This is a genomic window from Paenibacillus xinjiangensis (genome assembly GCF_059686975.1).
The window spans coordinates 12,765-25,896 of record NZ_JCAALS010000037.1 but is presented as its reverse complement, the minus strand read 5'-3'; the positions used below and the strand labels follow the sequence as shown (position 1 = coordinate 25,896).

Genomic DNA, 13,132 nt, shown 5'->3' with positions numbered 1-13,132 from the left:
CCTTAAGTTTCATTAGGGGCTGTTATTTTCATTCTCACAAGGAGGTCTCTATGGAAGAGCAAACCATATTCGAGCTCATCCATAACATGGATAAGTTCACGAATCAATTGATTATCCAGTGGAACAAAACATTCAATGAGGATCTAGGCATCTCTCATATTCTTGTACTTGGTCATCTCAAGCAGAGCGGGAAAAGCCGACCCTCTGACATTGCGAAAATATTGGGGCTTACTCCGCCTACGCTCAGCTATTTATCTGAGAAGCTGGTCGGCAAGCAGCTAGCTGTTAGATTAGTGGACGAGTCTGATCGTCGCATTATTTATTTGGCCATTACGGATAAAGGGGCCGAAACGCTAAGAAGGGCCTCACTCGAGGGGCAGCTGCTGCGTAGAAATTTATTTGAAAAGCTGACCGATGAAGAGCGAGTGCAGCTAGCGAATCTCTACATCAAGCTGAATAGTTAGGATCGGCTATTCGATTGTTTGAACACATGGAATACTGTTTCTTCTCTGCCGATAAGGCTTACAATATAGATGTATAGCAATCAAACAGGATCATAGTGGCATCCGTTGCTTGATGCCTTCTTTATATGAGCTAAGATGCGGCAGCGAATGCAGGATGTGCGCCGTTGTCTCCCTATGGGGAACTCTAATACAGACCGCAGCACATTGCTGCGGTCTATTCGCTGTATGCTCACATGGCTATGAGGGACTCTCTTACGAGCTGCATAAGAAGCTTCTTGGAGGATACAGGTGTATAGTCACGGCCGCGAGGCTGTAAGAGGCCGACTGGAATAAAGGGCTCGTCCATCTCGATCGCTATTCGCTTAACCTCCGAGATTAGAGGGGTCGAATCCAGCACGACACCAACGGAAAGCGTCTGCTTGACGAAATGGGGGATAGCGGAGATCTGACTTACCGAATGGAGAAGAGAAGGCGATGCAACATACCTTGCAAGCTGCTTAGCCAGCTGCAAATAGTACAGGCAGGTGCTCCCTCCGGCTATAACGGGATAATGAAGAATATCCTGGAAGGAAGTGTTATCGCTGCTGCCCAGCGGATGATTCCGATCTACAATAAACCGGATTTGCTCTCGATAAAGAGGCTCGAAATAAAAGGCAGAGTGATTGGAGGGCTCGCCACAGATCGCGAAATCGAGCTCGTCTTGGAGAATGAGGCTCGATAAGTGCTCGGTGTTGCCCGTAACCACCTGACAGGCCATTCTGGGCTTCTGCACATGAAGAGCACGCACGGCGTTCGGCAGGACATGCTCCATCATCGATTCAATCCCACCGATGCGCAGGCTGCCGATTTCATCCTGCTCTATTGCCTTAGTCAGCTCAGCTACGTCGTTCCAATGCTGAATGAGCTTATCAATCTCTGCGGCGAACACTCGCCCGGCACTCGTCAATTCGGCGTCCCATCCTCGCTTGAATAGCTGGATACCCAGCTCTTTTTCCAACCGTTGAATCTGATTCGTTATAGTGGACTGTGCATAATTGAGTTTTTGAGCCGCCCGAGAGAATGTCCCTTCTTGAACGATCATCTGAAAAGCGTTCAGTTCTCTTAAATCCATCTAGTGCTGCCACCTCAATCTACATTATTGATTAAGATCATTATTTTATTCAATTATATAGATCGTGTGATGAGGAGTAAACTATAGCTAACCCCAAGCAAGGAGTGATGAGCTATGCCGTTTATTAGAGTCAGTTATATGGAGCAGCAATATAAAGCCAGCCAGCTGGAACGAATCAGCCAGACAATCATGAGCGCGTTGATCCAGCACTTCGATGTACCGGAAGATGATTTATTCCAAGTGTTCCATGCCCACCAGGCAGGAGAGTTCTACTACAGCAGAAATTACTTGGGTGTTGAACGAAGCGATGCCCTGCTGTACATCCAGATCACGCTTAAATCAGGGAGAACGATCACGCAGAAAACGAGCTTCTACGCAGCATTAGCCAGACAATTGTCGAAGGAGCTTCCTATGAGACAAGAAGATGTATTCATCGTGCTCGTCGATACTGAGTTCGAGGATTGGTCGTTCGGCAACGGAGCAGCCCAAATGCTGCAACGACCGATCAAGGAGGTAGGACATGGCACATCGACCGATTAAGTCCAGCGCAAGGGAATCATTCGGGGAATTCGCCCCGGCATTCGTCAGCTACTCTGAAGATATATTATTCGGCGATCTCTGGAGAAGAGAGCAATTATCGCTTCGTGATCGCAGCATGATTACGGTTGCCGCGCTTGTCTCAGGAGGAATGAATGAGCAGCTTCCCTATCATTTGCGATTAGCGGTAGAGAATGGAGTGAAGCCAGAAGAGCTGGTTGAAGCGATCACGCAGCTGGCATTCTACACCGGCTGGCCTCGTGCAGCTTCCGCTCTTCAAGCTGCCCAAGACCTATTCGCTGAGTCGGTGGAGCGACCTGAGGGGTGTTGATGGTTTGTATGGTTCATTCCTCCCGGAAAAGTCAAAGCCCCTCGTGAAAGAGGGCTTCGATTGGTCCAGAACATTTAATATATGGACTCTAGATACTGTTTTATGCCGGCTGATAGAATAGGTGTCTATTGGTGCTTTATCGTTCTGGTTGAATTCTATTCGACATTGTCTCGCATTCACGGAATGCGAAATGTTTACAACCCATACATTTGTTGAGATCCAGTCGAGTTAATGCGTAATTGATTGCCTCGCCCGTATGCTCAAAAAAGTGATCCTCTCCGATAAGCGAATACAACCCTGATTTCTTAAATACTTCCATAGACTGTAGCTGAATTCCTGAAATAAGGACGATCCCGCCCAATTTCTCAAAATCTTTGAACAATTAGGTTAGCTTGGACTCGCCTGTCGTATCCACGTAAGGTACTTTCGACATAAGTAATAGTAAAATTTTGGGATTAAGATAGATCGTGTCCAAAATTGACTTTTCTAATAAATTTGCGGTACCAAAGAACAGCGGTCCTTCAAGAGTGAAAATACTGATTTGAGGACAATCATGCCCTTCGCTAACCATGTATGCTTTCACTTTTTCGTGTTTGTCAGTCGAGTCGGGCAAAACTTTAGCTACCTTCAATAATTTACTCATTCGCTTTACGAACAGAAGTACAGACAAGATTAAGCCGACTTCAACAGCCGTTGTTAAATTCGTAAGTACGGTTAGTAAAAAGGTGATCAGCAGAACAAAAGAATCGCTTGTTTTCGTTTTTAGGACATGAGCAAATTCTTTGCGCTCACTCATATTCCACGCAACCAACATCAGAATGGGAGCTATACTTGCAAGTGGGATATTAGATGCGTATGGAGCAAACATAATGAGTACAAGAAAAACGACAATACCATGTATGATACCGGAGAGAGGCGATGTAGCCCCGTTTTTAATGTTAGTTGCTGTTCGTGCAATGGCTCCAGTCGCCGGGATTCCTCCGAATAGAGGCGTCATGATGTTCGCGATCCCTTGCCCGATTAGTTCACGATTGCTGTTATGGCGAGTACCGGTCATTTCATCGGCGACCACAGCCGATAGCAAAGATTCTATACTTCCTAACATGGCAATAATAAGTGCAGGTTGAATCAACGTAGTTATTCGATCCCAAGTTATTTCTGGAAAATGAAAATGGGGCAATGTGCTCGGGATTGCACCGAATGAAGAACCAATCGTTGCTACATGCCCTTTGAAGAACAAGGCTGCGATAACACTTGATGCGACAAGCCCCACTAATGAACCGGGAATCTTAGGTAGAAATCTCGGTGAAAGCAGGGCTGCCGTTAAACAAATTGCTGCCGTACAAACACTGTAGATATTAATGGTATCCAGATGCGTTACGATTTCTTTCATGTTAGGCAGAAAATTCTCGTGCTTCTCGATACCGGTAAGTCCGAGGAAATTAGTGATTTGACCGCTGAAGATAATGACGGCGATCCCGGCTGTAAACCCGATCGTTACGGGACGAGGAATAAATTTAATCAATGCGCCAAGCTTAAATACGCCCATGAAAACAAGAATGATACCTGCTAAAAATCCGGCAATTAATAAATTTTCGTACCCATATTGTAAGACGATTGCGAAAATAATGGGGATAAAGGCACCGGTTGGACCGCCAATTTGAAATCGGGAGCCTCCGAGCAAAGAGATTAGAATACCAGCAATGATGGTTGTATAGATGCCGTATTCAGGCTTAACACCGGAGGCAATAGCAAATGCCATTCCTAATGGAATGGCGATAATTCCAACTACTAGTCCTGAAATGATATCCTTACGAAAGGCGGTTGCATGATATTCTTTATATCTTCCCGTCCATTTCATCTAAGTACCTTCTATTCTCATATATTTGATTATTTGAATATATAAAATGTACTCCTGATAACGGACACTGTCAAACGCAAAAATCCGAGTTGCTTCTCCGAAAATGCATGGAAAAAGATATAAAACAAGGTGCTCCTTGAAATTGCTCATGGATGCCCTTGTTTTATTGATTATTGCTCATTTCGAATGACCTCAAGCAGTGAAATAGCGTCGACGAGATGATTGTCAAAAATCTGCTTTGTGACAGCCAACAATTCCTTAATCAGCGGGTCTCGTAATGAATAAATCACAGATGTTCCATCTTTTATGCCGCTCACTACATTCTTATTACGCAGTACTGACAGCTGCTGAGAAACGGCAGAACCTTCCGAACCTAAGATACTTTGTAATTCATTAACGTTTCTATCGCCTTCGCTTAGAACTTCAAGTATTCGAATTCTCATGGGATGAGCTAATGCTTTAAAAAAGTCAGCTTTAAACTGATGAATATTTTGATGCTGATTCATAGCACATGCTCCTTAACACCTGAACTTTTGAATATATGAATATAATAGCATATTTCAAATTATACTTCGTGGATAAAGGCATAAGCCGGCGCATCAATTGTTATTTGAATGTATCTGCATTATAATGCTTATTATATTCAAACATTTGAATATTTGATTTTTTATGTGGAGGGCGAATGCCAAGCTTTATTTCTAATGACCAATCACAGCCCAATTCGCAGTCCTTTTACGAATCAACCTCTAAGATAACGAATATGAGCAGACAGACGGTTATCAAGGTTGGCGTTGATGCTTTGAATGAGGTTGGTTCCGATTTGATTTGCAAGGTCTGCATCATGAATGGGGGTTCCTGTTGTAATGGTTGTCGCCATCTTGCTAATGGAATTGGATGTAAAAACCGCAATACAAGTTGTACGGCATGGTTATGCGGATTTCTAAAATACCTATTGTATGCAACAGGACTCCTGAAGGAATGGGATGATTTTTGGAGACAAGTGCCAGGACAAGACTTTCGCGAAGATTTCACGCCGGAGTTTTTTTTCGTGGAGAAGCCGTTACACATACAGAGTATTCGAAATCTGAGTGAAGCCCTATCGACCGATCTACAGGAGTTAGCAACAAAACACCTAGCGATAGGATTCATCATAACGCTCCGGGAGAAGATAGATAAAAATATTGATCGATTGAATGATTGCAAGAATGATCCTAAAAAGCGAATCAGAATCGAAAGAAATATTAAAGTTTTATCCAGTCCGTTTCATCGTTTCCAAAAAGAACTTCGTGAATATTATCACCAGAATAACTCGCTCACTTAACGATTATTGGCAGTATATAGGTTTGTCAGAGTGCAAGGGCGATGATAGTAAGTATGCCTATTGGAACTTGAAGTTTTTGCACAGCTCGAAATTCTCAAAGATTCTAATGGGAATGTATTAAGCGATGGCGATTAAACCCTAGTGTGTTACCATGCTCGCATCTTATCACAAAACTACTAAGGGCACCCAATCGGGTGCCCTCAAACTTGCCGTTACTTATGATACGGTGAACCGTATCACAACTAGTGGTAAAGCGGAGGATGGAGGTTTTGGTTAATCTAAAAGAATGGAACATTACTGCATAAACTGTATGTAATAATTTGACTCACCAAAGGAGCGAACAGATAATTGTCTGTTCGCTCCTTTGGTTGGGAGGCTCACTCCCAAATGAACTGGTTTGATCCATATAAGAATTCAAAGACTTTATTGCTGCCAGCGAGACTCTCTGCCAGTTGAACTAAAGTGCACGGTATTGGCGTTAATATAATTGATTTTTGCTGTATTAGGTGAATTTCCACATAAGTTGTACACTTCCCGCACCCATTGACATCCTCTTTAGGTGTGACTAAAGAAACGAGTTCCGTCAATCCTCTTCCGTAACCATAGATTTCACAGTTGGTTTAGCATTTAAGCCAAAACACATTATTTTTACGATGATACACAAAAGGGATAATACTACAAAAAGTAAACCGCTCCAAACGACTTCTCCTACTCCTAATCGTGATATAAACCAACCTCCTATAGCCGCACCCATCGTGACGCCTAAGTTTGAAAAAGACACATATAAACTGTTGGCAAATTCGGGTGCTTCTGAAGCTTCCGATGTCAGCCAAATTTGACTTACAATAAGTCCACTTGTATGAACAGCTCCCCACACAACGATAATCCCACTTATGAGAATAAGGGGTGTTTCCACATAATAAAGAAGTAAATAACATATTGCTAAAGCGACAGGATAAAACAGCACTGTTTTCAACATACGATGGCTTAATAGCTTTCCAGCGTACCAATTTCCTGCCACACCACTAATTCCGAAAATCACAAGCATCACGCTAATAAGTTTCCCACTCATATCAGACCTCTGTCCTAAATATTCTGCAAAATAACTATATACAGAAAACATAGCAGCAAATATAAAGCAAGCAGCGCCGCTATTTAACCATAAAGTGGGTTTTCGTAATATCGCAAGCTGTCTTCCAAAAGAGGTCTTCTCCTTTCCCGACATGACTGGAACCATTACGCCTATTCCAACACACGCAATGACATTCACAAGGGCAGAAAATAAAAATGAGGTGCCAAGTGAAAATTGATTGGCAATGTAGGAAGTAAGCGGAATTCCGAGCACCATGCCCATGCTTACTCCAAGAAATACCTTTGCACTCGCCTTCGCGGCTGCCTCCTTTGCTGATAATTCAGTGGCTAGTACAAAGGCAATGGAGAAATAAACAGGATGAAAGAAAGCTGGAATCATTCGGAGAGCCATAAGTATATAAATATTAGGAGCAAAAACTGATATCAAATTGGAGGCGGCAAAAATAATCAGAATACCAGTCAACGCAGTTTTACGATTCAATCTTGATAGTAATAGCGTCATCCATGGACCAAAAAGGGCAATAATAAGTGCAAACGAACTAACAAGCATTCCAGCTAGTCCTGCGGTAACGTTATACTTCTCCATGACCATTGGCAAAATTCCGACTACACCAAGTTCGGTATTAATAATGCCAAATATACCTAGTGCTATAAAAAATAGTGGACTGATTCTTTTCACGTTATTTTTCTCCTTGTAAACACAATGGTTTTCCTTATTTCTAAATATCTATTATTTTAGATATATAATTGAGAAGGTAACCCTATAATTGTGGCTACCTACATGTTATTCTTGATATATTCGGCAAATTTACGAATGTTTTCTTCATTTCTCCGATAATAGGTCCACTGACCAAATCGCCTTGATTCTAAAAGTTTAGCTTTCTTCATGATCATTAGATAGCTGGAAATCACGGATTGTGCCAATCCCGTTTTTTCCTGTATGCTTCCTACACAAATCCCTCCTTTAAAGTCAGCATCCGTTGGTAAATACAATTGCGGTCCAAAATTTTCATCTGGATTTCTTAACCATTCCAAAATTTTCACTCGGGTATCATTAGACAAAGCTTTAAAGATCATTATAGTTTCCATAGCTTGATTATATCTAATTATACAGATATGTCAATTTTCATATACAATAATTCCGGATGCATAAAAAAATTGCTTCCAGAATTAGCGACAAGTAACGGAAAATCGACCATAAAACGGGCAGTTTAGCCCAATAGCAACGTTTGTAAAGCGTATTGTATAATATTATATTTGTATAGTATAATGAACGAAAGGAGGTGTTGCTTCTTGAATGCTATACACATCAGGATAGGAAACAACCTGCAACGTATTAGAAAACATAGGCAGTTAAGCTTAGATAAGCTCGCTGATTTAACAAAGGTTAGTAAAGGTATGCTTCATCAAATTGAGCGAGGAGAAACGCAGCCCACAGTGACAACCGTGTGGAAAATTGCTACGGGACTCAATATTTCGTTTTCATCTCTACTTAAAGAGGATGAGGCAGTAGTATCCATTGCAACTCGAAAAGAAATTCCAGATTTAACAGAAGACAATGGAAATTGTAGAGTATACTTACTGTTTCCGTTTGACCCACAAACACGTATTGAAACATTTACGATTATTCTTAGTCCTACTTGTAACTATGTTTCACTTCCACACAATGATGGGGTTCAAGAGTACATCACAGTTATCTCTGGAGTGTTTAGTCTACAGATTAAGGATGAAATATACGCCTTACAAGAAGGACAGGCTATAAGATTTGCAGGCAATGTTGAACACCGTTATATAAATAAATCGGACGAAGATGTGACGATACAGGTTGTTATGTATTATGCGGAATCTTAATTGCATGTAATCATTAAGGAGGGATACACGTTGACAAGTCAACTTAAAGATAGTGCACAACAGGTTCAAAACAAACTAATAGAGTTGGGATATGCAAATAAAGTTATAGAACTACCTGACAGTACACGAACTGCACAGGAAGCTGCCGATACGATAGGTTGCGAGGTTGCACATATAGCTAAGTCAATTATCTTTCGACTCAAAAATGACGATAAACCCTTATTGGTTGTAGCAAGTGGAGTAAATCGAATTAATGAAAAACAAATTAACACCCATCTGAATGACAAATTAGGAAAAGCTGACGCTGATTTTGTACGTGAACACACAGGATTTGTTATTGGAGGCGTACCACCTTTAGGACATATAGAGTCAATCATCACTCTTATTGATGAAGACTTGTTACAATTTAGAGAGATATGGGCTGCTGCCGGACATCCAAGAGCAGTGTTTCAATTAACACCCGAAGAATTAGTGCAAATGACAAAAGGACGAGTAATCTGTGTAAAATAAATTTGTGTTAACTTTCTGTTATTTCGCTAACGGGTACGATATTTTAATTCTTCAAGAAAGAGCCATCCCGCATAGGATGGCTCTAAAACTTGCCGTTGCAGACAGCGCGGTGAAGAGAATTTTATCTCGAAGGGGGGAAGATGACTGGGATAGTATTATGGGGGATTACGACGGGGATGACTGATTGGATCTGGGAAGAAGCGATATTAGATACAGATTTCGCTCTTAAATTATAGAAAGTCCAAAAGTTTAATGCCATAGAGAAATACATCCCCCTATTAGTGAAAAAGCTATATATTCATCGTTACGTATACGAGAATGAAATCTTAATGCCCAAAAGAACGAAAGATCAAATCGATAAACTAATAGAAAACGATAAGGCTGTTATTGTTGATGCAGAATCCTTATGTTACGATGCTTATTAATCGCTAATTTACCAACAAACAATACAGCACTTGGAGAAGGTGGATCCTGAGACAAAAATAAATGGTGCAAACTGGGGCGAAACTGTCTCGATAGCCTTCGCTTTCGCAAGTTGAATTCCATTTATACTTTCGGACGAACGGGAGCTTCAAGAGTTGTTAAATAAATAACTGAATAGTGGGACTGATAAAGATATTCTAGTGATTCGACTTAGAGATTATATTGAGAGTATGAAGGAAAAAGGCTTATCGCGAAAGAAGCATACGCGATGTGGTGTTTTGCACATCAGGATGAAAGAGATAAAGCAAAGATGGAAAGAGCGAAAAGTGCTTTTCAAAATGACATTTGGTGCTTGTAGATTTAAGCGACTGAGTTTTATAAAAAGTCGCTTTTTTATTTACCATTAAATATAGCCGAACCGTATCATAAATAACGGCAGGCTCGAGAACGATTACCGGGATTTCAGCGAATCCGCAGTAGAGCGAGTCAAGGCGATTCAATTATACTTGAAGCTTGGATTAACCGTAGATGAGATCGGAGCATTGTTCAAGAGTGAAGCGGCAGATCCCGACGAATATGAATATTGCGAGCAGATGCTGGCAACGTATGAAGAGAAGCTGACTAATGTGAATCATCAAATCAAAGCGCTTCATGGATTGAGGAGATTACTGGAGAGGCAAATCGCCCTTACGATGAGAAAAAAGAAAATCGTCTAATGCAGACGTGGCCCCGAACAATGAAAAATGCTCCAGGGCCGTTATTTCGTGTTGACATTGACACTAGTGTAATCCTTTATGATTTATTTGATTTCAATATGAACTGTTCGACCGCTTCGGTGCGAAGTGGCTGTCCATCATTGGTATGGCTATTACCATCTTGACGACCATTGGCTTCGTTAATCTGACCGATTCTACCAGCTATACGTATCTGGTTCTCATGTCCACTGGACGCCGCTTCGGTATGGCTATGTTCCTCATGCCAATTACGACGGCGGGTCTTAACCAGCTGCCTGCCAGATTGAATGCGCATGGTACAGCGATCTCCAACACAATCAAGCAGGTGGCGGGTGCAATAGGTACGTCCCTGTTGGTAACCGTTATGGCGAACCGTACCACAACGCATCTTAAGGATATGATGGCTGGAGGCGGCTCGTCTACACAGGAGCATATGATAATGGAGGCCACTATCCAAGGTATCAATGATGCTTACCTTGTCATTATTGGAATTGGTGTTGTTGGTCTGGTGCTTTCATTCTTCATTAAACGTGAAGGGCAAGCGGAGGAAGCTCCAGAGCCTGCAGTAGCTCTTAATCGGAAGACGGTTAGTGAAACGTAGGAAGAGAATAGATGACTTTTACTATTTTAATAGAATAGTTTCATAGATTAGGTAACTGCTGTTCCAGACTCTACTCATAATTAATAGGATGTATGAAGCATATCTATCTATTTATTTATGACTATGGAGTTTGGAAAGGGGTTATGGTATGGCAGCATCTCGTAAAAGAATCGGAGTAGGATTATCTCCACCTGAGGTAACGTATTTCAATGAAATTAAGTATTCTATTGGTAAAGACCCGTTAGTCCAAGTAGACCCTCTGGTGCAATTGCCTAATGGAGAATTCTTGATCACTCTTCGTGTTAAAGGAACACGCAAAGCGCAAGCTCTTGCTACGCTTCTGGTGCTCGACAAAACCATTGGCAGCCTTAGGCTGCATGTAAGAGTGAGGAACAGTGCAGGAACGTTAATAAAACCGATCAAATGTGTATTAACTCCACCTAAGATTGTGATGCTGTATAAAATCGCTTTTCGTACCAATGTTTTATTCAAATTTGTGACGGCTAGGTCGATGTTCGGGATAACGTTCGTGTACCCTGTATTTAAAGTGCGGATCGTTCAATTCTTCAATGATGATCTATCTGATTTCTACAGCAATTATAACAACGTAGCAGCATTTGTATTCCGTAATGTTCTTAAGAATATGATCAGCGGCACAGCTATTCAATTCTCGACCGCACAAAAGAAACAGTCCACTAAATAGTGCAAGGAAATAGGGTATCCCATAAGTCATCTTAGATGACGTTGGGGTACCCTTTTTCCAATTTCATTAATCGCATATGCGGTGATCCACATCTTGATTTACAGATGGGGGCCGTCTATGTTAGAGGATAAGCTTTCAAAAAAAGTTTTGGCCGCAATGAAAAATAACAGGGCTCTCAGTTGTATTACAAGTGAAAGGGGGTGCTGAGGTGTACAATTCATATGAGCTCAATGAATCTGTGCGACGGGCCTTGGATCTATATTCACCAAGCATGATCAAAATCGCCTTTGCGTACTTGAAAAATATAGCTGATGCAGAAGAGGTGGCGCAGGAAGTATTCCTCACCTATCTACAGAAGCGCCCTGTATTCGAGAATAGTGAACATGAGAAAGCGTGGTTGATTCGAACCACGATCAATAAAAGTAAAAATATGCTGAAGACCGGATGGTTCAAAAGCAGGAACCCTGTTCCCGAAGACCTGAGCTATCTCCCTAAGGAAGAGAATGAGGTCTTGCAGGCTGTGCTTGCCTTGGATAAGAAATATCGAATACCGATTCATCTGCATTATTATGAAGGATATTCTATCCAAGAGATTGCAGTTATTATGCAAGCTAAGTCGGCAACGGTAGGCACATGGCTGGCAAGAGGACGCCTTATTTTAAAAGAGAAGATTGGAGGTCTGGAGGATGAAGAAATCTGTTTATAAATCTGCGATGTCTCGTGTAAGAACCAGCGAGGGTTTTCAAGAGGCAACGTATCAGAAGCTGATGTCGGCAATGGACAACACACCTACAACAAATAAAAGCAATCAAAAGGAGCCGTTAAAAATGGAAAAAGCTAAAAAAAGAACACTAACAGGCTGGACAGTTGGTCTTGCAGCATGTGCGGTACTATCGATTGGCATCATCTCAATGAACCAGCCGGCACCGAGTACAACACCTGAGCCCACTGCTGATGTGGCGAAGCCTCCTATTTCGGGTAAAGCGGTCGTAAATATTGACGGTGTAATTACGGAAGTAAGCGAGGATGGCAAAAGCTTCAAGGTTGGAGACCTATGGGTGACCCTAACACCAGAAACCGCAATGGGCATCGATGGGCCAACCGCTGCCGAGCCATCTGAAGAGCTGCTGCAAAAAGAATTCAAAGTCGGCAATATCGTGTCTGGCTATACATCAGAGGATGTAAGCACAGGCAAGGTGAATGCAACTCGTATCTACAACAATATGGCTCCGCAGAAGGAAGAGGCAACGATCCAACCCGTTATGGGCAAAGCTGCAGTTAATATTGATGGTGTTATTACGGAAGTAAGCGAGGATGGAGCAAGCTTCAAGGTTGGAGACCTATGGGTAACGATTACCCCAGAGACCGCAATGGGTATCGATGGGCCAACGGCTGCCGAGCCATCTGAAGAGCTGCTGCAAAAAGAATTCAAAGTCGGCAATATCGTGTCCGGATTTACGTCAGAGGATTTAAGTACGGGTAAAGTGAATGCAACTCGCATCTACAACAATATGGCTCCGCAGCAATAAGATATAATACAGGAGCGTATTGCCGCAAGGAACTGGAAAAGTAAAAGAAGGGCATGCCCTTGAA

13 protein-coding genes and 3 pseudogenes are annotated in these 13,132 nt (G+C 42.0%); 11 read left to right on the top strand and 5 right to left on the bottom strand.

The features are described 5' to 3' along the window. The first annotated feature begins 50 nt into the window (after positions 1–50). Positions 51–464 (top strand): MarR family winged helix-turn-helix transcriptional regulator, encoded by a 414-nt coding sequence (locus tag AC6ESP_RS26675; protein WP_497099776.1) that lies wholly within the window; start codon positions 51–53, stop codon positions 462–464. A gap of 229 nt (positions 465–693) precedes the next feature. On the opposite strand, the gene AC6ESP_RS26670 is transcribed toward AC6ESP_RS26675, so the two are convergent. After that, the gene (locus tag AC6ESP_RS26670; RefSeq protein WP_497099775.1) at positions 694–1,575 is read right to left on the bottom strand and encodes a LysR family transcriptional regulator; all 882 of its coding nucleotides are present in this window, start codon (positions 1,573–1,575) and stop codon (positions 694–696) included. Between the two features lie 114 nt (positions 1,576–1,689). Here AC6ESP_RS26670 and AC6ESP_RS26665 point away from each other — a divergent pair, with 114 nt between their 5' ends. Both AC6ESP_RS26665 and AC6ESP_RS26660 read left to right on the top strand, forming a co-directional pair. Continuing rightward, complete coding sequence (locus tag AC6ESP_RS26665) at positions 1,690–2,115, top strand: tautomerase family protein (protein ID WP_497099774.1); 426 nt, start codon at positions 1,690–1,692, stop codon at positions 2,113–2,115. Continuing rightward, the gene (locus AC6ESP_RS26660) at positions 2,096–2,443 is read left to right on the top strand and encodes a carboxymuconolactone decarboxylase family protein (RefSeq protein WP_497099772.1); all 348 of its coding nucleotides are present in this window, start codon (positions 2,096–2,098) and stop codon (positions 2,441–2,443) included. Before AC6ESP_RS26665 ends, AC6ESP_RS26660 begins: the two co-directional genes overlap by 20 nt. Positions 2,444–2,579: 136 nt before the next feature. Here the strand turns inward: AC6ESP_RS26660 and AC6ESP_RS26655 are convergent. Next, positions 2,580–4,304: pseudogene (locus tag AC6ESP_RS26655) on the bottom strand (SulP family inorganic anion transporter). 170 nt (positions 4,305–4,474) lie between these two features. Next, entirely contained in the window at positions 4,475–4,810 is a 336-nt protein-coding gene (locus tag AC6ESP_RS26650) for an ArsR/SmtB family transcription factor (protein ID WP_497099771.1), read from the bottom strand. 254 nt (positions 4,811–5,064) lie between these two features. On the opposite strand from AC6ESP_RS26650, the gene AC6ESP_RS26645 reads away from it, so the two are divergent. Next, the gene (locus AC6ESP_RS26645) at positions 5,065–5,625 is read left to right on the top strand and encodes a hypothetical protein (protein ID WP_497099770.1); all 561 of its coding nucleotides are present in this window, start codon (positions 5,065–5,067) and stop codon (positions 5,623–5,625) included. A 583-nt stretch (positions 5,626–6,208) separates the two neighbouring features. Here AC6ESP_RS26645 and AC6ESP_RS26640 read toward each other — a convergent pair. Further along, positions 6,209–7,396, bottom strand: a complete 1,188-nt coding sequence (locus AC6ESP_RS26640) for an MFS transporter (RefSeq protein WP_497099769.1) — start codon at positions 7,394–7,396, stop codon at positions 6,209–6,211. Between the two features lie 98 nt (positions 7,397–7,494). Further along, positions 7,495–7,806, bottom strand: a complete 312-nt coding sequence (locus AC6ESP_RS26635) for an ArsR/SmtB family transcription factor (RefSeq protein ID WP_497099768.1) — start codon at positions 7,804–7,806, stop codon at positions 7,495–7,497. A 204-nt stretch (positions 7,807–8,010) separates the two neighbouring features. On the opposite strand from AC6ESP_RS26635, the gene AC6ESP_RS26630 reads away from it, so the two are divergent. The 7 genes and pseudogenes from AC6ESP_RS26630 to AC6ESP_RS26600 all read left to right on the top strand — a co-directional run bounded on the left by AC6ESP_RS26630 (position 8,011) and on the right by AC6ESP_RS26600 (position 13,068). After that, positions 8,011–8,568 carry a helix-turn-helix domain-containing protein gene (locus tag AC6ESP_RS26630; protein ID WP_497099766.1) on the top strand — a complete coding sequence of 186 codons (558 nt, stop codon included), beginning with the start codon at positions 8,011–8,013 and terminating at the stop codon, positions 8,566–8,568. 30 nt (positions 8,569–8,598) lie between these two features. Next, a complete protein-coding gene (locus tag AC6ESP_RS26625) occupies positions 8,599–9,078 on the top strand; it encodes a YbaK/EbsC family protein (protein WP_497099764.1) in 480 nt (159 codons plus the stop codon). Between the two features lie 860 nt (positions 9,079–9,938). Continuing rightward, a pseudogene (locus AC6ESP_RS26620) lies at positions 9,939–10,217 on the top strand (MerR family DNA-binding protein); the annotation flags it as partial. Between the two features lie 100 nt (positions 10,218–10,317). Next, a pseudogene (locus tag AC6ESP_RS26615) lies at positions 10,318–10,836 on the top strand (MFS transporter); the annotation flags it as partial. Positions 10,837–10,984: 148 nt separating this feature from the next. Further along, positions 10,985–11,539: a hypothetical protein gene (locus AC6ESP_RS26610; RefSeq protein WP_497099762.1), complete on the top strand. Its 555-nt coding sequence runs from the start codon at positions 10,985–10,987 to the stop codon at positions 11,537–11,539. 208 nt (positions 11,540–11,747) lie between these two features. After that, entirely contained in the window at positions 11,748–12,245 is a 498-nt protein-coding gene (locus AC6ESP_RS26605; protein ID WP_497099761.1) for an RNA polymerase sigma factor, read from the top strand. Then, positions 12,226–13,068, top strand: a complete 843-nt coding sequence (locus tag AC6ESP_RS26600) for a hypothetical protein (RefSeq protein ID WP_497099760.1) — start codon at positions 12,226–12,228, stop codon at positions 13,066–13,068. The genes AC6ESP_RS26605 and AC6ESP_RS26600 overlap by 20 nt, the downstream gene beginning before the upstream one ends. The last annotated feature ends 64 nt before the right edge of the window (positions 13,069–13,132 follow it).